This is a genomic window from Janthinobacterium aestuarii (genome assembly GCF_051380835.1).
Lineage (GTDB): Bacteria > Pseudomonadota > Gammaproteobacteria > Burkholderiales > Burkholderiaceae_D > Janthinobacterium > Janthinobacterium aestuarii.
In genome coordinates this window covers 519,587-539,204 of sequence record NZ_JBNYXU010000003.1, presented here as the reverse complement: position 1 = coordinate 539,204, position 19,618 = coordinate 519,587, and the positions used below count along the sequence as shown (strand labels likewise).

The window sequence follows — 19,618 nt, the reverse complement described above, 5'->3', positions numbered from 1 at the left end:
GAATTCCAGCATGCCTACTTCCTTGCCGTCCTCCCTGATCGCCAGCGCCCTGCTCGCCTCAGTCCACGGCGCCGTCGCCGCCCCCATGAGCCTGGACGACTACCTGGCCCTGAACGGCCCCCCGCCCACGGCGCAGATCGCCTATGGCCCCGCACCGTCGCAATACGCGCAGCTGTTCCGGCCCGAAGGCAGCGGCCCGTTCCCCGTCGTCGTGCTCGTGCATGGCGGCTGCTGGACGGTGGCCTTCGGCGGCATCAAGCAGATGCGCAACGTGGCCGGCGCCCTCGTCGCGCAAGGCATCGCCGTGTGGAATGTCGAGTACCGGCGCGTGGACGAGCCGGGAGGCGGCTACCCTGGCACCTACGAAGACATGCACGCGGCACTCGACAGCCTGCAGCAGCACGCGCCCCAATACCAGCTCGACACGACCCGCATCGTCGCCATGGGCCACTCGGCCGGCGGCCAGCTGGTGCAATGGATCGCCGGGCGAGAAAAACTGCCAAAAACCAGTCCCCTGTACCGCGACAAGTTCCTGCCAGTCAAAAACATCGTCAGCCTGGGCGGCCTGGCCGACCTGCGCCATGAAAAGGACTTGATCAAGACCAGCTGCGAGCGCGACATCGCCCAGCTGGCAGGCCAGCCCAGTACTGAGCGCCCCGACATCTACAACGATACCAACGCCGCCGACCTCATCCCCAACGGCAGCCGCACCGTGCTGGCCACGGGAGAACTGGACACCATCTCCCCTCCCCGCGTGGCACACGATTACGCAGCGAAAGCTGTGAAGGCCGGTGACCATGCGGAGGTGCTGATTTTGCCGGGGGCCAGTCATTATGACGAGATTGCGGCGACGTCGAATGCTTGGGGGATGATTTTGCCGGTGGTTCGGGGGATGTTGGGGATGGAGGCGAAATGATGAGAGTAGTGCCTGAAGCGGGCGATATGACAAAAGTAGCGCTCAAGGCTCGCGCATATCTGCCGTCAAGCGGTGTTCAGTCCAACTCCGATATTGCCTCCGTCAGCTATGCCGACGGCACACTGATTGTGCTGATTGCTTGTTCGCGAGAGCAAAATGACGTCAGCGGCCTGAAGATTACGTTCCCCGACGTAGACGGATTTCGCTTGCTTGATGAGGTCGACCTGGTGCGATACTGGAATTCCAGTGACTTCCCGTGCGGCAGCCACCTCTTGGAAGTGCTGACAGGAAGTTGGGGTATGGAAGAGAACACGCTACAGGGTTTTGAACACACACGGCGCGAATGGCTGGTCGTCACCGGGAACGCCTGCCTCAGCGCATTTTGCCAGGCAGAGCCTGAGTTAGCGGAGGCAACATGGAAGTTTCAAGTCTAAACAGAGATACAAGAAAAATGTCCGACCGGTTATCTCGATCGTGGTTTTGAAATGCCTAACAAATCATCGACTATACATCGAGAGAAAAAGATCTATGCGAACTGCAATCGCTTGGGTAGTTGGAATCACCACCATCCTCCTGGTTGGACTTGGCTTAACATTTCTTGGTGATGCTCTTGGTGTTTTAGCATCAACTGATCTAGATGGCCCTACAACCATAACGATTGGGAGCGGCCGTAATAGTTATGACGAAGAAGTTAGCTCGTTCATGACTTTGTATGGGTGCACAAGCACTACTTTTGCATTCCTCTGTGGCCTCTGGATCGGACAGGCCACCTACACCCGGCGCTGGAATGCAGGTTTCACCCAAAAAGGCTGGTATTCATTTTTAGCATAGGTCATTGCGCTCACGACGCTTATGATTATTTCTGTTCTCATGCACGTGGCTTTCCGCCCGTTTACTAGTGTGTTCGCCTCATATATACGTACGCTCATAGAACTCGGCGCGGTACTTGGTATCGGCTGTGCGTGCTATCAATGGTTTAAAAACCGAGTAAAGTGCCTTGAACCCGAGCCAAAGGTTTGACAACTCCGCAAGCGTGGTCACATATATCTATACTACCTCTTGAAAGCTGGTGTTATCCCTCGTTATGTCCGCTCTGGGCTAACTTGAAATATGAATATCGGTTTCGGCCTTCCCTAAAAAAGGCGAAGCACAAATCAAGCCGAGTAGGCCATCACCCAAAATCCAGGCTCCCCGGGCCCAGCGGGCCTGAAAAATGGCCAGGGCAAGGCGCGCGGGCGAAGACAGTACGCATGTACGGCGAGCCCAAGCAACGCAGCCATGGACATTTTCTCAGGCCCGCGGCTCTGGCCCGCCATTCAAAACAATACGATCACTGAACACGTGCCAGGTACTGAGACAGCTGGGCGAAGGTCGCCTTGAACCCCTGCGTCATCGACTCAAATCCCTGCTTGAAAGTCTCATGCTGCTCATCCGTCGCCTTGTGCGGCGTCGACCGTAACGTCATCGTCGTCTTGCCGTTTTCCTCGGTGAGGGTCATGACATTGAACGATTCCAGCGGCCAAGTGGCGCTGACGGGGTGCTGCACGGCGTTCCCCTGCTTGTCGGCAAACGACAGGATGGAAACGATGCGTTCAGGCGCTTCGATAGACTGGTAGGTGAACTTGCCCCACATCTCGTAGCCATTATCGGCGCGCATGCCGTAGTGGAAGACTCCGCCCGGTTTGAGATCCAGCGCCAACACACTCAATTCGAATCCCACAGGCCCCCACCACTGCGCCAGGCGCTCGGGTTCGACCCACGAGCGGAACACGAGATCGCGCGGCGCGTCGAAAGTTTGCGTGATGACAAAGTCGCTGCTGTCGCGGTGCTGTCCTTCCTGCTTCTGTTCTGCGGTGGCCATGCTCTCTCCTGTGTTGGTGGACTGGCAGTTAATGTAACAGTGGCGCCGAAAATGGGAAAGGCCCGTACGCCCTCTTGAGCGCAGGCCGGGTTAGCGCACAGCGCGTAAGCCGACATCACCAACGGCCCCAGGCGCACAATGTTGTCGGATTACGCGGGGCTTTGCCCGCCAATCCGACCTACTTGGCTTTGCCCGTCGCGGCCACCTGATCGAGAATATGCTTGGGTACGGCGGCATAATGCTTGAACTCCATCGTGTACGTGGCCCTGCCCTGGGTCAGCGAACGCAGGGTGGTGGAATAGCCGAACATTTCCGCCAGCGGCACGAGCGCCTTGACGATGCGGCCCGCGCCGCCGGGGACGTCGTCGACGCCCTGCACCATGCCACGGCGGGCCGTCAGGTCGCCCATGACGTTGCCCATGAACTCTTCCGGCGTTTCCGCCTCCACCTGCATCATCGGTTCCAGCAGCACGGGGTGTGCCTTGCGCATGCCATCCTTGAAGGCGATGGAGCCGGCCATGCGGAACGCGTTTTCGTTCGAATCGACGTCGTGGTAGGAGCCGAAGGTCAACGTTGCCTTGACGTCGACGACCGGGTAGCCTGCCAGCACACCCGACTTCAAGGTTTCGACGATGCCCTTGTCGACGGCGGGGATGAATTCGCGCGGCACGACGCCGCCCTTGATGGCGTCGACGAACTGGTAGCCGGTGCCCGGCTCCAGCGGTTCGAGTTTCAGCACCACGTGGCCGTACTGGCCCCGCCCGCCCGATTGCTTGACGAACTTGCCCTCCACGTCTTCCACCGCGCGCGTGATGGTTTCGCGGTAAGCCACCTGCGGCTTGCCGACATTGGCTTCCACGCCGAATTCACGGCGCATGCGGTCGACCAGAATTTCCAGATGCAGCTCACCCATGCCCGACATGATGGTCTGGCCCGATTCCTCGTCCGTATGCACCCTGAACGACGGGTCTTCCTGCGCCAGGCGGTTCAGGGCGATGCCCATCTTTTCCTGGTCCGGCTTGGTCTTCGGTTCGACGGCCTGCGAAATCACGGGTTCCGGGAAGACCATCTTTTCCAGCACGATGATGTGGTCGATGGCGCACAGGGTGTCGCCCGTGGTGACGGCTTTCAGGCCCACGGCGGCGGCGATGTCGCCCGCATACACTTCTTTGATTTCCTTGCGTTCGTTCGCATGCATCTGCAGGATGCGTCCCAGCCGCTCGCGCGCGCTCTTGGTGGGGTTGTAGACCATGTCGCCCGAATTCACCACGCCCGAATACACGCGGAAGAAGGTCAATTGCCCCACGAACGGGTCCGTCATGATCTTGAAGGCGAGCGCGGCAAAGTGCTCGTCGTCCGTCGGATGGCGCTCCACTTCATTGTCGTGTTCGTCATGGCCCATGATGGGCGGCACTTCCATCGGCGACGGCAGGTATTCGATGACGGCGTCCAGCATCGCCTGCACGCCCTTGTTCTTGAAGGCGCTGCCGCACAGCATAGGCACGATTTCGTTGCGAATCGTGCGCGCGCGCAAGGCCTGCTTGAGCTCGGCTTCCGTAAACGTGTCGCCATTCAGATAGCGTTCCGTCATCTCCGTGCTGGCTTCGGCCGCGTGCTCGACCATGTGCTCGTGCCACTGCTGCGCCTGCGCCTGTAGCTCGGCGGGAATCTCACCATAGCTGAACTGCACGCCCTGGCTGGCATCGTCCCAGGTAATGGCGCGCATTTTCAGCAAGTCGATCACGCCCGTGAAATGGTCTTCGGCGCCGATCGGCAGCTGGATGGGCACGGCCACGCCCTTCAGGCGGTCGGCGATCTGCTGACGCACGCGCAGGAAATCGGCCCCCACCCGGTCCATCTTGTTGATGAAGGCGAGGCGCGGCACGTGGTATTTGTTGGCCTGGCGCCAGACGGTTTCCGACTGCGGCTGCACGCCGCCGACGGCGTCATACACCATCACGGCACCGTCGAGCACGCGCATCGAACGCTCGACCTCGATCGTGAAATCCACGTGGCCGGGCGTATCGATGATGTTGATCCGGTGTTCAGGAAAGTTGCCAGCCATGCCTTTCCAGAAGGCCGTGGTGGCGGCCGAGGTGATGGTGATGCCCCGTTCCTGCTCCTGCTCCATCCAGTCCATGGTGGCGGCGCCATTGTGCACTTCGCCGATCTTGTGATTGACCCCCGTATAAAACAGGATGCGCTCGGTAGTGGTGGTCTTGCCGGCGTCGATATGGGCGCTGATGCCGATATTGCGGTAGCGCTCGATAGGTGTTTTGCGGGTCATCACAGTCTCCATGGCTAGCCCCGGCACCCGGTTTTCCAGTGTAGCAGACATCGATTTGGCCGGCACGGCAGCGTGCCGTTTACCAAGCGCGCAACACTGTCCGTCGTGCGCACGCCAAGGACACAGGGGAAATGAACGATTCAGCTATACTTTCATCAGTATTAAATCAACAAAGATTAATCAGCATCAATACGCATGGCAATTACCATGCAAGGCGACGCCGCCGGCATGCAGCCAAGGTGCGCACCGAACGACATGCCCTACTCAGCCTATGACTATCCAACTAAGAAAAATAATCCTCTCCTCCCTGCTGGCATCGCCGGCACTGGCCATGGCCGGTGAACTGGAACAACAAATGCAGCGTTGCGCCGTGCTTGGCGACGCCAGCGCCCGTTTGGGGTGCTTCGACACCCTGGCCAAAGCGGCGGAAAAAGCCACCATCGCGGCCGGTGGTGATTCCGCCAACGCGGCCGTCACCCTGGCAGCGGCAGCCGAGGCCGCCCCGATCACCCCAGTCAGTCCGCCTGGCGTGGCCACGCCGGACGCTGTCAACGCGGCCATTCCCGCCGTCGCACAGACAGGCGCGGCGCCGCCGGAAGCGCCGATTTCGCGCACCCAGCAATCGTGGGAATTGAACGAGGCCTCGAAGCGCGGGCTGTTCAACTTCCGCCCGCACCGCGACAACTATCTGTTGCTGGCCAATTACAGCGACGCCTCGAACGACGAACCGTTCCAGGATTTCACGCCGGCCGGCATCAAGAGCCAGCATGTGGAACTGACGTTCCAGCTGAGCTTCAAGATGAAACTGCTGGAAGACATCGCCGGCACGCCGCTCGACATGTGGTTCGGCTACACGCAGCAAAGTTTCTGGCAAGCGTATAACCGCAAGGCATCGAGCCCGTTCCGCGAGACCAATTACCAGCCGGAACTGATGCTGATCATGCCGATCAACAAGAATTTCGCGGGCGTGGAATTCAATTACCTGAACTTCGGCCTCGTGCACCAGTCCAACGGCCAGACGTCGACCCTGTCGCGCAGCTGGAACCGCGTGTATGCCGAACTGGGCATGGAAAAAGACAATCTGGCCGTCACGGCCCGTGTCTGGCACCGCCTCGACAATGGCAAGACCGACAATGACAATATCGACATCACCGATTACCTGGGACATGGCGACTTGCGCGTGAGCTACCGCAACAAGGGCCACGAGTATGCCGTGACGGCCCGCCGCAATTTCAGCAAGAAGCATGGCTCCATGCAGGCAAGCTGGGCTTTCCCATTGAAGGCCAACCTGAAAGGTTATCTGCAACTGTTCTCCGGCTATGGCCAGAGCTTGATCGACTATAACTATTCGCAGAAATCGATCGGCGCCGGTTTCATGGTCGACCTGTAAGCTAAACACAGTACCGCAAACAAAAATGGCGCCGACGGCGCCATTTTTTATGGGAAATATCTGACTTATCGCGGGCCGCCGCCCAGCACGCGGGCCGGCAGCATGACGATGGCGCGCAGCAATTCAAACACGCCTTCCACGCCGATGCCGATCAAGCGGAATGGCAGCAACAGCAGCCAGGCCAGCGGATACAGCACGAGGGCCAGCAAGGCCAGGGGCCAGCATACGAGCAAGAGCAGCAACCACAGCACAAATCCCAGCATCGCGTCCCCCTAGAATGAAATGTGCGGAGCAAGCCGTGCTTGCCCCGCTACCGTGACGCCACTATATGCAAGCGCCGCCACGGCGGCAACGGCCGTGCGATGAACTGCGTGCTGGGGGGATGAACGGTGCAAAAACGGGAATGAACGGCGCCTGCGGCTACCTTTATTGACCGACGCAAATCACTTTCGTGATGTATTCATGCGCGTTCGGCTTTTTGCTGGTGGCCCATTTGATGGCCTGGTTGGCATCTTCGATGGTCAGGATCGAGGCCTTGTCCTTCGACTTGATGAAGGACACGCCTTCAAACACGCCTTCCTTGCTGCGCATTACCTTGGCAAACACGGGCGGTTTGGTTTCGCCATCGCTGATTTTGTTCTGTTGCACGAGGTAACGCTGATCGATCTGTTCCATGATAGTAAAGCTGTCCAGTGGGTAAAAGACGAAATATACCCTGAATGGACAAACGCCGCAGGATGAAATCGCTGCGGCGTTGCCTTTGAATTAACGCTACTTATGCGTAGACGGCGTTCTGCGTGGCAGGCTGCAGGTTCACGTCATAGATCACCTGCGCGCGGATCGACGTTTCCAGCGAAGGAATCGAGCCGCCGGCACGGTACTGGAAGCTCACTTGCAGCACGTCGCCCGCCTTCACGGCGACCGGCGCGGCCAGCGGCAAGCACATGTAGTGGTTCAGCCAGTCGATGGTGGTCGAGCGCTCGGGCACGACGGCCAGGATGTTCTTGGTGACGAAACGCAAGGCGTTCAGGGTGCCGCTGCGCTCGACGACGAACTTGCCGTCGAAGCCGAACACGCTGTCCGTCGGCTGGCTGAAGTCGATGATGCTGTAGACGGACGGCAGCGCCAGCTCCTGCACGCCAGGATGAATGGCCGTGGTTTCCTGGAATTGCACGATGGGCGCATAAAAGCCCTCGAAATCGTATTCCTGCTGCATCGGCTGCACGGCCATGATGACGGCCTCAGGCAGGAAGATGGGCAGCGGGCCGCCAAAGCGGGCCAGGTAGCGGCGCTTGAACGATTCGATCACTTCCACCTGCTTTTCGCGCAGCATGCCCACATGAATCATTTCGCAGATGACCACGTCGACGGGCTCGGGCGGCAGGTATTCAAACGCGTCCGCGTGGACGACTTCGACTTTTTCACCGTTGGGATTGAGCGCCAGCATCTTGCGCGCTTCCTTGACCATGTCCGGATTGAACTCCACGCACCAGACCTTGTCGGCGCGCGCGGCCGCAAACCACGACAGCACACCCGTGCCGCCGCCCAGCTCCAGCACTTTCATGCCAGGCTTCACCGCGTAATCGATCGCCGACTTGAACCCGTGCATGCGGTTCTGGTCCATCAACATATTGTGGTGGTAATGGACGGGGATAAATTGCCCCAGGTAACAACTCTCGATTTCTCGTTCATTCAGCATGTCTGTCCTCTTGGAGTCTGGCTCCGATGGCCGATCGGTTTTGTCATTCCAGAAAGCAGTGTTATCGCACGGGCTGCGCGAGGGGCGGCGACAAACCAGCCGGCGCCTGACGTTGATGTGATTGCCCATGCGAAAATCTCCTGATTAATGCGACACGATCATTATCGTTAATCGGCACGGAGAACAAAGGGCTGAGCTGAGAGGCAATTCCATGCCAGTTTCAGCGCTGGCATGGAAAATATTGCTAGAAAATTACTTTCGTGCCGCGCGCGCCTTCTGTGCCGCTTCGATGATGGCGACCACGCCCGGCTTGTCGCCGGCCTGGGCAAACTGCACGGCCGTCCAGCCATGGTCGCTTTTCAGGCTGGCGTCCGCGCCCCAGGACAGCAGCAGCTTGACGGCGCCCTCCTGCCCCTCGCGGGCGGAGAACATCAGCGGCGTGACGTTGGCGGGCGCGCGCGCATCGACGGCGGCATCGCGGTCCAATAAAATCTTCATGATCGGCAAGTCGCCCGCCGAAGCCGCATAGTGGAGCGCCGTCCAGCCGCTCTGGTTGACTTTAGCGCCTTTGGCCAGCAAGGCATTCACGGCATCCTGCTTGTGTTTATAGGCGGCCATCATCAGCGCCGTGTTGCCATTGGCCGAACGGGCTTCGATGTCGATGCCGGGTGCGTCGAGCAGCACCTTGAACACCTTGTCCGCATCGTCGCGCAAGGCCAGCACGAGGGGAATGTCGCCGCGCTGCGCGTCGGGCTGGTTCGGGTTCATGCCCTCGGCCAGCATGTCGCGCACGCCGCTGGCGTTGTTGACGGACACGGCGCGGAAAAAAGCATCCGGTTCCGGCGCCGCCTGGCTGGCGGTAGCGCAGCAAAGCAGCATCGCCAGCGCGAGTTTTTTCATCATGTCTGACTTTCAGAAGTTACGGCAACTGATTGAATAACTTGAAGAAATTGTCCGTCGTCTGGCGCGCCACCTGCTCCAGCGGGATGCCTTTCAGGGTCGACAGGTATTCCGCCACGTGGGCCACATAGCCCGGTTCGTTCATGCGGCCGCGGAACGGCACGGGCGCCAGGTACGGCGAATCCGTTTCGATGAGGATGCGCTCGAGCGGCACTTCCAGGGCCACGGCTTGCAAATCCCTGGCGCTCTTGAACGTGACGATGCCGGAAAACGAAATATAGAAACCCATGTCGATGGCGGCGCGCGCCACTTCCAGGGATTCCGTAAAGCAATGCATGACGCCGGCCACGCCGCCATCGGCCACGCCAGCGCCCTCTTCGCGCATGATGCGTATCGTGTCTTCACTGGCCGCTCTTGTGTGAATAATCAAGGGCTTGCGCGTGATTCTTGAAGCTTTGATGTGAGTGCGAAAACGCTCGCGCTGCCACTCGAGGTCGCCCGTCAGGCGGAAATAGTCGAGGCCCGTCTCGCCAATGGCGATGATCTTCGGGTGGTCCGCCAATCGCACCAGGTCTTCCACGGACGGTTCAGGCGTGTCCTCGTAGTCGGGATGCACGCCGACGGAGGCAAAGATATGCGGATACTGCTCGGCCAGGGCCAGCACCTGCGGGAAGTCCGGCAAGTCGACGGACACGCACAGGGCGTGCGTCACCTTGTTCTCGGCCATCTTGGCGAGGATCTCGGGCATGCGAGCGGCCAGCTCGGGGAAATTGATATGGCAATGGGAATCGATATACATAAGGCGGGATTGTACCGGAGGGAGCGAAAACTGGCAGGGGGACGGCGACGGCGCGCATCCCCTGCCGGGGCGGTTCGGAGGCTTGCAGCCGACTACATCTGCGAGGCCGGATGTTCCGCGAGCGGAACGAAGTTGCCGGTCGACTCGTCGAGTGCATCGAGGGAACCGTTCTCGATGTCGTACACCCAGCCGTGCAGGGTCAGCCGGTGTTGCGCCATGGCCAGCGCCACCGAAGGATGGGTGCGCAGGTTATTGAGTTGCGCGACTACGTTGGCACGCACCATGCCATCGATGCGCGACTGTTCCGTCGGATGGTCGACCGATTCGTTGATCATGCGCGCCGCATCGGCATGGTGCAGCCAGCTGCGCACGGCCGGCATGTGATCGAGGCAGGCGCACGTGGCGATCGCCTTCATCGCGCCGCAATCGGAATGGCCGCAAATGACGATGTCGCTCACGTTCAAGGCGGACACGGCAAATTCGACCGTGGCGCTCACGCCGCCCGGTTCAGGGCCGTACGACGGCACGATGTTGCCCGCGTTGCGGATCACGAAGAGTTCGCCGGGTTCGCGCTGCGTCACCAGTTCTGGCACCATGCGGCTATCCGAGCAGGAAATGAACAGGGCCTTCGGGGTTTGCCCCGTGGCCAAGGTTTTGAACAACTCGCGGCGCTCAGGAAAAACCTCTTTTTGGAAGCGTAGGAATCCAGCAATAATGTCGCGCATAATAAATAGGGATCGTTATCTGAGCCCGTATTATCGCTGAATGGCGTCTGGCTTGCCTACTGCCCCGCCTACTGCGCGTCAGGCGGCTGCCACAGCTCCACCTTGTTGCCCTCTGGATCAATGACCCAGCCGAACTGGCCGTATTCCGATTGTCATGCACGCCTCCGTTGCTGTCCAGTGTCTTGACTGGAACACCGGCTTGCGGGCGCGGCAAACGGCGGGGAGAGAATTTACATTAACTCAGCAACACAAGCGCTTGATTTCATTGGCAACTGGAAGCGTAATCGAGCAGCATATCTTCCAGGAACAGCTTGGGCGACAAGGGGTGCTCGGCAATCGCCCGGCGTTCGTTCGCCGCCTTGATGGCGGCCATCAGACGACTCACGTTGATGCGTCCTGCCAAGGCTTCCAGTTCGCGCCGGTGGCGCGGGTAGTAGCGGATGGTGCCCGACAATTTGACGGAAAACACATCGTACAGCCAGCGCTGTAGCGATGCCACCAGCGGCGCCAACGGCGCCTTCTGCAATTTGTCGGCCGCCTTCAGGGCCGCTTCCACGCCAGGGTTGGCCAAGACTTGCAGCAATTGTTCCGTCTCCTCGCGGCCGCCCGATTCGGACTGGGCCAGCGCGGCCAGCGGTGCGCCGCCCTGCTCGCGCAGCCAGCTGTCCGCGTCGTTCAAGCCTTGTTGCTTGAGCCACGCCAAGGCTTGCTCGTGGCTGGGCATCGGCAACGCAAACTTGCGGCAGCGCGACAATATCGTCGGCAGCAAGCGGTCCAGGCTGTTCGATGCCAGCAGGAACAAGGTGCCCGGCGGCGGCTCTTCCAGCGTCTTCAGCAAGGCGTTCGAGGCGGGCGTGTTCAGCGCCTCGGCCGGATACAGCACCACCACGCGCAAGCCCTGGCGGTGCGTGGAAATGTTCATGAAATCAGCCAGGTTGCGGATCTGCTCGATCTTGATGTCTTTCGACGGCGTCTTGGTCTTGGCGCTTTTCTTCGCGCCTTCGCCCTCTTCGCCGTCGTCGGCCACCTCGTCTTCCAGCGCTTCCGGACGGACCCGGCGGTAATCGGGATGGTTGCCCTGGCTAAACCAGCCGCATGAGGCGCAGGCGCCGCAGGCATGGCCGTCGGCACGCACGTCTTCGCACAGCAGCGCTTGCGCGAAATGCTCGATGAAGTCGGCCTTGCCGATGCCCTGCGCGCCATGGAACAAAATGGCGTGCGGCATGCGCGGGCGCAAGGCTTGCAATTGCTGCCAGGCGTCCTGTTGCCATGGATAGAGAGAACTGGTCATTTTATTCTTTGTAAATCAGTGTGTTGCAGTGCTTTTCTCAAGTAAAACATCCAGCAGCTGCGCGAGCTGCACTTGAATGTCGGCGATGCTTTGCGTGGAATCGATGATGCGGAAGCGTTCCGGGAACTGGGCCGCACGGCGCAGATACTCGTTGCGCGTGGCGGCGAAAAAGTCCGCCTGTTCCTGCTCGAACTTGTCGAGCGCGCGCGTAGCGTCCAGGCGGGCGCGGGCGACGGCCAGCGGCACATCGAATAAAAACGTCAGGTCCGGCTGCAGGTGCGGATGCACCCACGCTTCCAGCGTCTCCATCTTGCCCAGGTCCATGCCGCGGCCGCCGCCCTGGTAGGCAAAGCTGGCATCGCTAAATCGATCGGAAATGACCCACTCGCCCCGCGCCAAAGCGGGCGCGATGACTTGCGCGATGTGTTCGCGGCGGCTGGCGAACATCAGCAAGGCTTCCGTTTCCAGGTGCATTTTTTCATGCAGCAGCAGTTCGCGCAGCTTTTCGCCCAGGCTGGTGCCGCCCGGTTCGCGCGACGAGACGAGGCTCACGCCCTTTTGCCGCAGGTAGTCGGTGACAAAGCCGATATGCGTCGACTTGCCCGCGCCATCGATGCCTTCGAAGGTGATGAAGCGGGGTTGATGGTGTTGTGTCATGAAACTTCTTAATCTGGTGAAATTAGCGCTGGTACTGGTTCACGGCGCGGTTATGGTCGGGCAGGTTGGCCGAGAACTGACTGGTGCCGTCGCCGCGCGCCACGAAATACAACGCCTGCGTGCGGGCCGGCGCCAACGCCGCCGTCAGCGATTGCGCGCCAGCCAGGGCGATCGGCGTGGGCGGCAAGCCGCCGCGCGTGTAGGTATTGTACGGGGTGTCCGCTTCCAGGTCGCGTTTGCGGATCTTGCCTTGGTAGTTGTCGCCCATGCCATAGATCACGGTCGGGTCCGTCTGCAGCAGCATGCCCGTCTTGAGGCGGTTGACGAACACGCCGGCGATCATGGCGCGCTCGGACTTTTGCCCCGTTTCCTTTTCCACGATGGAAGCCATGATCAGGGCTTCGTACGGGTTTTTATATGGCAAGGCCGGATCGCGCTTGTCCCACGCTTCGGACAGGCGGCCGATCATGGCCGTGTGCGCCTGCCTGAAAATCTGCATTTCGCTGGCGCCCTTGGCGAACAGATACGTATCCGGGAAGAACAAGCCTTCCGGGTGCACATATTCAGGGCTGATTTTCGCCATCAGTTCCTTGTCGGACAGGCCCACGGTATCGTGCTTGAGGCCCGGGTGGTTGGCCATGGCCAGGCGCATTTGTTTAAAGGTCCAGCCTTCGATGATGGTCAGCGACTCTTGCGCGAATTCACCGCGTGCCAGTTGCGTGATCAGGCGCTGCGGCGTGGTGCCCGGTTTCAGCTCGTAGGAACCGGCCTTGATCTTCGAGGTCTTGCCTTCGATGCGCGCCAGCATGTTGAACAGGATGGGAACGATGGGCACGCCCGCGTCCGCGATCTGCTGGCCGGCCGCATGCGCGCCACTGCCCGGGTTGATCGTAAACGGGATCGCTTCGCCGTCCGTGGTGATGGGCTGCTGTGCCCAGTACACAAAAGTACCGCCGACGCCGATGGCGGCGATGACTGAACTGACTACAAGTTTTTTAAAGAAAGCCATTGTTCCGATTCTTGTGATGCGGGCGCTGGCGGGCAACGCGCGCTTGTTATGATCGTTCATTTGTGAAGCAAGTGCGCGCAAAGCGGCGCCAACACTGGCAATCTTGCCGCTGCCGACGCAATCTGCGCGACATCACTATAATGAACCCGTAATGATAATGCTTAATCGCTGATCTAATGGAAATTATGAATAACTGGAATCAATTTTTAACAGCACAAGGCGCCCGCCCCGTTGCCATCGATGGCGCGCCTGACAGCACAGCAAACTCCCCCATCGCCGATTTTGGCCGGTCCCTGACAGTGCCCCAGCTGCAAGAAGGTTTTGTCGCGGCCATCACGGACCAGGGCTTGATCGGCTTGAACGGCGACGATGCAGCCAGTTTCCTGCACGGCCAGCTGACCAACGATGTGGAACACCTGAGCCAGGAGCAAGTGCGCCTGGCCGGCTACTGCACGCCGAAGGGCCGGCTGCTGGCCAGTTTCCTGATGTGGCGCAACGCCACCACCATTTATCTGCAATTGCCGCGCGCCATACAGCCGGCGATTCAGAAGCGCTTGCAGATGTTTGTGCTGCGCGCCAAGGCCAAGCTGCACGATGCGTCCGCCGATGAGTCCAATCAAATCTTACTGGGCCTCGGCGGCAAGCAAGCCAGCGCGGCCCTGTCCGCCTGGTTCCCGGCACTGCCCGCCGCGCCGTTCAGCAAGGTGGACCACGCGCTAGGCACCCTGCTGCGCGTGGCCGATGCGTTCGGCAGCGCCCGCTATCAATGGCTGACGTCGGCCGCCACGGCGCAGAACGTGTGGCCGCAGCTGGCAGAAACTCTCGCCAAGGGCGGCAATAACGCCTGGCAATTGTCGGACATCCATGCGGGCATCCCGCAGATCACGGCCGCCACGCAAGAGCAGTTCGTGCCGCAAATGGTCAACTTCGAGCTGCTGGGCGGCGTCAATTTCAAGAAAGGCTGCTACCCGGGCCAGGAAATCGTCGCGCGCAGCCAGTACTTGGGCAAGCTCAAACGCCGCACCACCCTCGTCAGTATCGCCGATCCCTCGGTGGTGGCCGGCGGCGAACTGTTCGCCGTGAGCGACCCCGAGCAACCGTGCGGCATGGTCGTCAACGCGGCGCCGAACGGCGTGGGCGGCATCGACGCCCTCGTTGAAATGAAGCTGGGGGCGATCGAAGAAGGTTCAAGCGCCGCCGGCGCCGTACGCTACGGCTCGGCCCAGGGCGCTGCCGTGCAGTTCCTGCCCATGCCTTACGTGCTCGACGCACTCGACTTGTGAGAATGCCATGAAAGATCTGTACGTTTACTATCAGGTAAAAGAAGCGCACGCCCAGGCGCTGGAAGCCCGGGTCCGCGCCATGCAGGCGAAACTGGCGGCCGCGTCCGGCGTGGCGCCGCAACTGAAGCGCCGTCCTGACAGCAAGGATGGCTTGCAGACGTGGATGGAAATCTACCCCGTCGTCGGCGAAGGTTTTACGGAACTGCTGGCCAGCGCATCAGAGGAAGCGGGCTTGCTGTCCCTGACGGCTGGCGCGCGCCATACGGAAGTGTTCATGGATTTGCCTCCATGTGCCTGATCGTTTTTGCCTGGAAAGTCAATCCGCACATCCCGCTGATTGCCGCCGCCAACCGCGACGAATTCTATGAACGTGCCAGCGCCCCCGCCGGCGCCTGGCCCGAACACCCGCAAGTGTATGCGGGCCGCGACCTGCAGGCGGGCGGCAGCTGGATGGGCATCACCCAGGCCGGCGGCGGCAGCTCGCGCTTTGCCGCCATCACCAACATCCGCAGCCCGCAAGACCGCAACCCGGACGCCCCCTCGCGCGGCGCCCTCGTGGCCGACTATTTGGCCGGCAACATGTCGCCGCAAGACTACATCGCGCAAATCCGCCCCGGCAGCGGTGCCTACAACGGTTTCAATCTGGTGCTCGGTGACGCGGATACCCTGATCTGGTTTTCCAACCGCGGCGATGGCGATGCGCGCAATGGCCAGCCATTGGAACCTGGCATTTACGGCCTGTCGAACGCCCTGCTCGACGCGCCGTGGCCGAAGGTCTTGAAGACCAAGGCCCAGTTCGCCAGCCTGCTGTGCCAGGGCGCGCCCGATGAAGCGTATTTCGACATGCTGGCCGACACCACGCGCGCCCCGGACTTCCGATTGCCGGACACGGGCGTGCCGCTGGACCTCGAGCGCGTACTGTCCGCCGTCTGCATCGAAACGCCGGGCTACGGCACACGCACGTCTACCGTCGTCAAACTGTTCCCGGACTCTCCCGGCGAATTGCATGAGCTGGTGATTCAGTAGGTCGGGTTGGCGCACAAGCGCGTAACCCGACAACACCACCACACTCAACCGGCATCACGGTCACCAACGTCGGATTACGCGCCCCTGCGGCGCGCTAATCCGACCTACGCTCGCTTCCCGACTCGCATCAAAAAACCTCTATCCATCCGCACGCACAAAAAAGAAAGCGCTTGCGCAAGCGCTTTCTTTTGTTTACGATAGATTCAAACGCGGCGACACAGCCGTACTCAATCGCAGCACACAATAATAATAAAACCATCAGGAGACACCATGGCCACCATGGAAGATGTAGCGCGGGCGGCGGACGTATCGCTGTCGACCGTCTCGCACGTACTCAACGGCACCCGCAAGGTCAGCCCGAAAACCGTCGCCGCCGTCAATGCGGCCATGCAGCAGATCGGCTATGTGCCGAACATGCTGGCGCGCGCCCTCGCCGGTTCCTCGTCGGGCACCATCGGCGTGGCCATTTCCGCCTTCACCAATCATTACTTCAGCGAAACCGTGCGCGCCATCGAGGCGGCCTGCACGCGCCACGGTCTAATGATGCTGTTTTCCGATACGCATGACGATCCCGAGCAGGAACTCAAAGTGGTGCAGAACTTGCACCAGCGCCGGGTCGACGGCATCGTGCTGGCGCCTTCGGGCGACACGCACCACCGCACGCTCGACTATTTGACCAGCAACAAGATCGCTTCCGTGCTGGTCGACCGCATGTCGGCGCAACCGTTCGACCAGGTGGGTGTGGAAAATATCGAGGCGACGGCCGAACTGGTCAGCCACCTGATCACCGTCCACGGCCACCGCCGCATCGGCTTCATCGCGGGCGCACCGGGCCTGTCCACGACGGACGAGCGTATCGAAGGCTACCGCCTGGCCTTGCAGCGCGCCAATATTGCCTTTGATCCGGCGCTGCTGCGCTCGGGCGACTCCAACCTGGAGCGCAGCGGCGCGGCCACGCGCGAATTGCTGGCACTGCCGCAGCGCCCGACGGCCATCGTGGCCGGCAATAACCTGATGACCATCGGCACCATGCATGCCTTGCGCGACGCGCACTTCGCGGTGCCGCAAGACGTGTCCCTGGCCGGCTTCGATGATTTCGACTGGGCCGATTACTTCAGCCCCCGTCTGACGGTGATGGCGCAGCCGCTCGAAGAGCTGGGCGCCATGGCCGTCGACCTCTTGATCGACCGCATCGCCAATCCGGGCCGCGCCCGGCATGTGCAGCGCTTGTCGCCGACCTTGCGCGTGCGCAATTCCTGCGGCTGCCCCTGACCTTTTACAGCAAACTGATATGCATCCAGCGATTTCCCTCGGTATCGACCTCGGTACCTCCGAACTGAAAACCGTGCTGATGGACAGCACTGGCACCGTGCGCGGCCAGGCTTCCGTGCGCATCGATACCAGCCGCCCGCAGCCGGGCTGGTCCGAACAAGCGCCGCAGGACTGGTGGGCCGCCTGCGTCAACGCACTGGGCCAGCTGCGCGCCGGCTGGCCGCAGGAATACGCGCGCATCGCCTGTATCGGCCTGTCGGGACAGATGCATGGCGCCGTGCTGCTCGATGCCAACGATGCTGTGATCCGCCCGGCCATCCTGTGGAACGATGCGCGCGCCGAAGCCGAAGCGGCCGGTCTGGCGCGCGACTATCCCGCCTATGCGGACGTGACGGGCAGCCTGCCCATGGCGGGATTGACGGCGCCGAAACTGCTGTGGCTGCAAACGCACGAGCCTGACGCCTTTGGCGCCATCGCCTGCCTGCTGTCGCCCAAGGATTATCTGCGCCTGCAATTGACGGGCAACAAGGTCACCGACATGTCCGACGCGGCCGGCACCCTGTGGCTGGACGAGGCCAACCGTGCCTGGTTCGCCCCCATGCTGGCCGCCTGCGGCTTGATGCCTGAACAGATGCCGGCGCTGGCCGAAGGCGATGCGGCCACGGGTACCGTGCTGGCCGCCGTTGCGGACAAGCTGGGCTTGCCATCGGACGTGGTGGTGGCGGCCGGTGGCGGCGACAACCCCGTCTCGGCCGTGGGCATCGGCGCCGTCAATGGCGGTGACAGTTTCATTTCGCTGGGCACCAGCGCCGCCATCGTTTCCGTCACCGAAGCGCCTGTGGGCAACCCGGCCGGCGGCGTGCACAGCTTTTGCCACGCCCTGCCCGGCCGCTGGTATGCGATGGGTGCGATTTTATCGGGCGCCAGCTGCCTGCGCTGGGCCACCGGCGTGCTGGGCCAGCCCGACGAGGCAGCCCTGCTGGCCCTCGTGGAAGCGGGCTTGCCGCTGGACAGCGCCATCGCGCCGTCCGCGCCCCTGTTCCTGCCCTATCTGTCTGGCGAGCGCACGCCGCATAACGACCCGCAAGTGCGCGGCGCCTTCCTGCAGCTGGGCCACGACAGCACGCCGGCGCAGCTCGGCTATGCCGTACTCGAAGGCGTAGCCTTTGCCTTGCGCGACGCCAAGGCGGCCGTCACGTCGACGGGCGCCGTCGTTCCCCACTGCATGCTGGTGGGCGGCGGCGCGCGTAGCCAGTACTGGGCGCAGTTGCTGGCCAATGTGCTGGGCCGCGAGATGCGCACCCTGCACAACAGCGAACTGTCGGCCAGCCTGGGCGCGGCCAAGCTGGGCTTTGCCGCCATCGGCCAGCGCCAGTTGCTGTCCACCAGCTTGCCCATCAAAAACACTTTCTTGCCCGATGCCGCGCACAGCGCAGCCTTGAGCATCCGCTACGCCCGCTACCGTAGCTTGTTTCCCGCCGTGCAAGCCTTGCACCAACTCAGTGATAAGGAATAGTAATGAATCAGCTGCAACAACTAAAACAGTACAGCACCGTCGTCGCCGACACGGGCGACTTTTTGCAACTGGCGCGCTTCGCGCCGCAAGACGCCACCACCAACCCGTCGCTGATTTTAAAAGCCGTGCTGCAGCCCGATTACGCGCCCTTGCTGGAAAGCACGGTTGCTGCCCACAAGCATGCATCGCTCGACGATATCGTCGACCAGGTGCTGGTGCGCTTCGGCCTGGAAATCCTGAAAGTGGTGCCGGGCCGCGTGTCGACGGAAGTCGATGCCCGTTTGAGCTTTGACCGCGACGCCACCGTGGCCCGCGGGCGCCGCCTGATCGCCCTGTATGAAGCGGCTGGCATCAGCCGCGAGCGCGTGCTGATCAAGGTCGCCGCCACCTGGGAAGGCATCCAGGCGGCGCGCGAACTGGAAAAAGACGGCATCTTTTGCAACCTGACCCTGCTGTTCGCGTTTTGCCAGGCCGTCGCCTGCGCCGATGCGAAAGTGCGCCTGATTTCGCCGTTTGTGGGCCGCATCTACGACTGGCACAAGAAATCGATGGGCGCCGCATGGGATGAAGCGGCGCGCAGCCTGTCCAACGATCCGGGTGTACAGTCGGTCACGCGCATCTTCAATTACTACAAACAACATGGCATCGCCACGCAAGTGATGGGCGCCAGCTTCCGCAACGTGGGGCAGATCACGGCCCTGTCCGGCTGCGACTTGCTGACCATCAGCCCGGACTTGCTGGCGAAACTCGAAGCATCCGACGTGCCGTTCGAGCGCGCCCTGGGCGCAGACCTGGGCGCCGCGCAGCCGGCCATCACGTATGACGAGGCTGCTTTCCGCTACGCCTTGAATGACGACGCGATGGCGACCGAAAAGCTGGCCGAAGGCATCCGCGGCTTTGCCGTCGATGCGGGCAAGCTGGACGCCATGATCGAGAAATTACGCAATCAATAAGTTTCACCCGTAGCACCGTTTGTTTTTGACAATA

20 protein-coding genes are annotated in these 19,618 nt (G+C 61.4%); 9 read left to right on the top strand and 11 right to left on the bottom strand.

From position 1 onward, the window contains the following. Positions 1-10 precede the first annotated feature (10 nt). Together ACQ4WO_RS12115 and ACQ4WO_RS12110 are read left to right on the top strand one after the other, a co-directional pair. Positions 11-916 carry an alpha/beta hydrolase gene (locus tag ACQ4WO_RS12115; RefSeq protein WP_436481641.1) on the top strand — a complete coding sequence of 302 codons (906 nt, stop codon included), beginning with the start codon at positions 11-13 and terminating at the stop codon, positions 914-916. Continuing rightward, a complete protein-coding gene (locus ACQ4WO_RS12110) occupies positions 913-1,350 on the top strand; it encodes a hypothetical protein (RefSeq protein ID WP_436481640.1) in 438 nt (145 codons plus the stop codon). The genes ACQ4WO_RS12115 and ACQ4WO_RS12110 overlap by 4 nt, the downstream gene beginning before the upstream one ends. Before the next feature lie 896 nt (positions 1,351-2,246). On the opposite strand, the gene ACQ4WO_RS12105 is transcribed toward ACQ4WO_RS12110, so the two are convergent. Together ACQ4WO_RS12105 and fusA are read right to left on the bottom strand one after the other, a co-directional pair. After that, positions 2,247-2,777, bottom strand: coding sequence for an SRPBCC family protein (locus ACQ4WO_RS12105; RefSeq protein ID WP_436481638.1), 531 nt, complete (start codon positions 2,775-2,777; stop codon positions 2,247-2,249). Between the two features lie 178 nt (positions 2,778-2,955). Continuing rightward, the gene (gene fusA / locus ACQ4WO_RS12100) at positions 2,956-5,064 is read right to left on the bottom strand and encodes an elongation factor G (protein WP_436481637.1); all 2,109 of its coding nucleotides are present in this window, start codon (positions 5,062-5,064) and stop codon (positions 2,956-2,958) included. 271 nt (positions 5,065-5,335) lie between these two features. Here fusA and ACQ4WO_RS12095 point away from each other — a divergent pair, with 271 nt between their 5' ends. Further along, positions 5,336-6,454 (top strand): phospholipase A, encoded by a 1,119-nt coding sequence (locus ACQ4WO_RS12095; protein ID WP_436481636.1) that lies wholly within the window; start codon positions 5,336-5,338, stop codon positions 6,452-6,454. Between the two features lie 65 nt (positions 6,455-6,519). On the opposite strand, the gene ACQ4WO_RS12090 is transcribed toward ACQ4WO_RS12095, so the two are convergent. The 9 genes from ACQ4WO_RS12090 to mltG all read right to left on the bottom strand — a co-directional run bounded on the left by ACQ4WO_RS12090 (position 6,520) and on the right by mltG (position 13,534). Beyond that, positions 6,520-6,717 (bottom strand): hypothetical protein, encoded by a 198-nt coding sequence (locus ACQ4WO_RS12090; RefSeq protein WP_128143192.1) that lies wholly within the window; start codon positions 6,715-6,717, stop codon positions 6,520-6,522. Between the two features lie 163 nt (positions 6,718-6,880). Continuing rightward, positions 6,881-7,129, bottom strand: a complete 249-nt coding sequence (locus ACQ4WO_RS12085; RefSeq protein WP_034756165.1) for a hypothetical protein — start codon at positions 7,127-7,129, stop codon at positions 6,881-6,883. A gap of 100 nt (positions 7,130-7,229) precedes the next feature. Beyond that, entirely contained in the window at positions 7,230-8,153 is a 924-nt protein-coding gene (locus tag ACQ4WO_RS12080) for a class I SAM-dependent methyltransferase (protein WP_436481635.1), read from the bottom strand. Positions 8,154-8,405: 252 nt separating this feature from the next. Continuing rightward, the gene (locus tag ACQ4WO_RS12075; protein ID WP_436481634.1) at positions 8,406-9,056 is read right to left on the bottom strand and encodes an ankyrin repeat domain-containing protein; all 651 of its coding nucleotides are present in this window, start codon (positions 9,054-9,056) and stop codon (positions 8,406-8,408) included. 16 nt (positions 9,057-9,072) lie between these two features. After that, positions 9,073-9,852 carry a TatD family hydrolase gene (locus ACQ4WO_RS12070; protein ID WP_436481632.1) on the bottom strand — a complete coding sequence of 260 codons (780 nt, stop codon included), beginning with the start codon at positions 9,850-9,852 and terminating at the stop codon, positions 9,073-9,075. Between the two features lie 92 nt (positions 9,853-9,944). Further along, positions 9,945-10,577: a carbonic anhydrase gene (locus ACQ4WO_RS12065; protein WP_034756156.1), complete on the bottom strand. Its 633-nt coding sequence runs from the start codon at positions 10,575-10,577 to the stop codon at positions 9,945-9,947. A 262-nt stretch (positions 10,578-10,839) separates the two neighbouring features. Next, the gene (locus ACQ4WO_RS12060) at positions 10,840-11,868 is read right to left on the bottom strand and encodes a DNA polymerase III subunit delta' (protein WP_436481631.1); all 1,029 of its coding nucleotides are present in this window, start codon (positions 11,866-11,868) and stop codon (positions 10,840-10,842) included. Positions 11,869-11,883: 15 nt separating this feature from the next. Further along, on the bottom strand, positions 11,884-12,525 hold the full coding sequence (gene tmk / locus ACQ4WO_RS12055) for a dTMP kinase (RefSeq protein ID WP_436481629.1): 642 nt from the start codon (positions 12,523-12,525) through the stop codon (positions 11,884-11,886). Positions 12,526-12,547: 22 nt separating this feature from the next. After that, positions 12,548-13,534 (bottom strand): endolytic transglycosylase MltG, encoded by a 987-nt coding sequence (mltG, locus tag ACQ4WO_RS12050; protein ID WP_436481628.1) that lies wholly within the window; start codon positions 13,532-13,534, stop codon positions 12,548-12,550. A gap of 176 nt (positions 13,535-13,710) precedes the next feature. On the opposite strand from mltG, the gene ygfZ reads away from it, so the two are divergent. From ygfZ to tal, 6 genes are all read left to right on the top strand, one after another. Then, complete coding sequence (ygfZ, locus tag ACQ4WO_RS12045) at positions 13,711-14,817, top strand: CAF17-like 4Fe-4S cluster assembly/insertion protein YgfZ (RefSeq protein WP_436481627.1); 1,107 nt, start codon at positions 13,711-13,713, stop codon at positions 14,815-14,817. A gap of 7 nt (positions 14,818-14,824) precedes the next feature. Further along, entirely contained in the window at positions 14,825-15,115 is a 291-nt protein-coding gene (locus ACQ4WO_RS12040) for a DUF4936 family protein (RefSeq protein ID WP_436481626.1), read from the top strand. Further along, positions 15,106-15,843, top strand: coding sequence for an NRDE family protein (locus ACQ4WO_RS12035; protein ID WP_034756140.1), 738 nt, complete (start codon positions 15,106-15,108; stop codon positions 15,841-15,843). Before ACQ4WO_RS12040 ends, ACQ4WO_RS12035 begins: the two co-directional genes overlap by 10 nt. Before the next feature lie 270 nt (positions 15,844-16,113). Then, on the top strand, positions 16,114-17,115 hold the full coding sequence (locus ACQ4WO_RS12030; RefSeq protein ID WP_436481625.1) for a LacI family DNA-binding transcriptional regulator: 1,002 nt from the start codon (positions 16,114-16,116) through the stop codon (positions 17,113-17,115). Positions 17,116-17,146: 31 nt separating this feature from the next. Further along, positions 17,147-18,631 (top strand): xylulokinase, encoded by a 1,485-nt coding sequence (xylB, locus tag ACQ4WO_RS12025; RefSeq protein WP_436481692.1) that lies wholly within the window; start codon positions 17,147-17,149, stop codon positions 18,629-18,631. Positions 18,632-18,633: 2 nt separating this feature from the next. Further along, complete coding sequence (gene tal, locus ACQ4WO_RS12020; RefSeq protein ID WP_436481623.1) at positions 18,634-19,584, top strand: transaldolase; 951 nt, start codon at positions 18,634-18,636, stop codon at positions 19,582-19,584. Positions 19,585-19,618 lie beyond the last annotated feature (34 nt).

What these genes read in the sequence shown, in the direction of transcription:
- ACQ4WO_RS12115 (WP_436481641.1), top strand. Translation starts at nt 11, where the DNA reads ATGCCTACTTCCTTGCCGTCCTCCCTGATCGCCAGCGCCCTGCTCGCC.
- ACQ4WO_RS12110 (WP_436481640.1), top strand. Translation starts at nt 913, where the DNA reads ATGATGAGAGTAGTGCCTGAAGCGGGCGATATGACAAAAGTAGCGCTC.
- ACQ4WO_RS12105 (WP_436481638.1), bottom strand. Translation starts at nt 2,777, where the DNA reads ATGGCCACCGCAGAACAGAAGCAGGAAGGACAGCACCGCGACAGCAGC.
- fusA (WP_436481637.1), bottom strand. Translation starts at nt 5,064, where the DNA reads ATGACCCGCAAAACACCTATCGAGCGCTACCGCAATATCGGCATCAGC.
- ACQ4WO_RS12095 (WP_436481636.1), top strand. Translation starts at nt 5,336, where the DNA reads ATGACTATCCAACTAAGAAAAATAATCCTCTCCTCCCTGCTGGCATCG.
- ACQ4WO_RS12090 (WP_128143192.1), bottom strand. Translation starts at nt 6,717, where the DNA reads ATGCTGGGATTTGTGCTGTGGTTGCTGCTCTTGCTCGTATGCTGGCCC.
- ACQ4WO_RS12085 (WP_034756165.1), bottom strand. Translation starts at nt 7,129, where the DNA reads ATGGAACAGATCGATCAGCGTTACCTCGTGCAACAGAACAAAATCAGC.
- ACQ4WO_RS12080 (WP_436481635.1), bottom strand. Translation starts at nt 8,153, where the DNA reads ATGCTGAATGAACGAGAAATCGAGAGTTGTTACCTGGGGCAATTTATC.
- ACQ4WO_RS12075 (WP_436481634.1), bottom strand. Translation starts at nt 9,056, where the DNA reads ATGATGAAAAAACTCGCGCTGGCGATGCTGCTTTGCTGCGCTACCGCC.
- ACQ4WO_RS12070 (WP_436481632.1), bottom strand. Translation starts at nt 9,852, where the DNA reads ATGTATATCGATTCCCATTGCCATATCAATTTCCCCGAGCTGGCCGCT.
- ACQ4WO_RS12065 (WP_034756156.1), bottom strand. Translation starts at nt 10,577, where the DNA reads ATGCGCGACATTATTGCTGGATTCCTACGCTTCCAAAAAGAGGTTTTT.
- ACQ4WO_RS12060 (WP_436481631.1), bottom strand. Translation starts at nt 11,868, where the DNA reads ATGACCAGTTCTCTCTATCCATGGCAACAGGACGCCTGGCAGCAATTG.
- tmk (WP_436481629.1), bottom strand. Translation starts at nt 12,525, where the DNA reads ATGACACAACACCATCAACCCCGCTTCATCACCTTCGAAGGCATCGAT.
- mltG (WP_436481628.1), bottom strand. Translation starts at nt 13,534, where the DNA reads ATGGCTTTCTTTAAAAAACTTGTAGTCAGTTCAGTCATCGCCGCCATC.
- ygfZ (WP_436481627.1), top strand. Translation starts at nt 13,711, where the DNA reads ATGGAAATTATGAATAACTGGAATCAATTTTTAACAGCACAAGGCGCC.
- ACQ4WO_RS12040 (WP_436481626.1), top strand. Translation starts at nt 14,825, where the DNA reads ATGAAAGATCTGTACGTTTACTATCAGGTAAAAGAAGCGCACGCCCAG.
- ACQ4WO_RS12035 (WP_034756140.1), top strand. Translation starts at nt 15,106, where the DNA reads ATGTGCCTGATCGTTTTTGCCTGGAAAGTCAATCCGCACATCCCGCTG.
- ACQ4WO_RS12030 (WP_436481625.1), top strand. Translation starts at nt 16,114, where the DNA reads ATGGCCACCATGGAAGATGTAGCGCGGGCGGCGGACGTATCGCTGTCG.
- tal (WP_436481623.1), top strand. Translation starts at nt 18,634, where the DNA reads ATGAATCAGCTGCAACAACTAAAACAGTACAGCACCGTCGTCGCCGAC.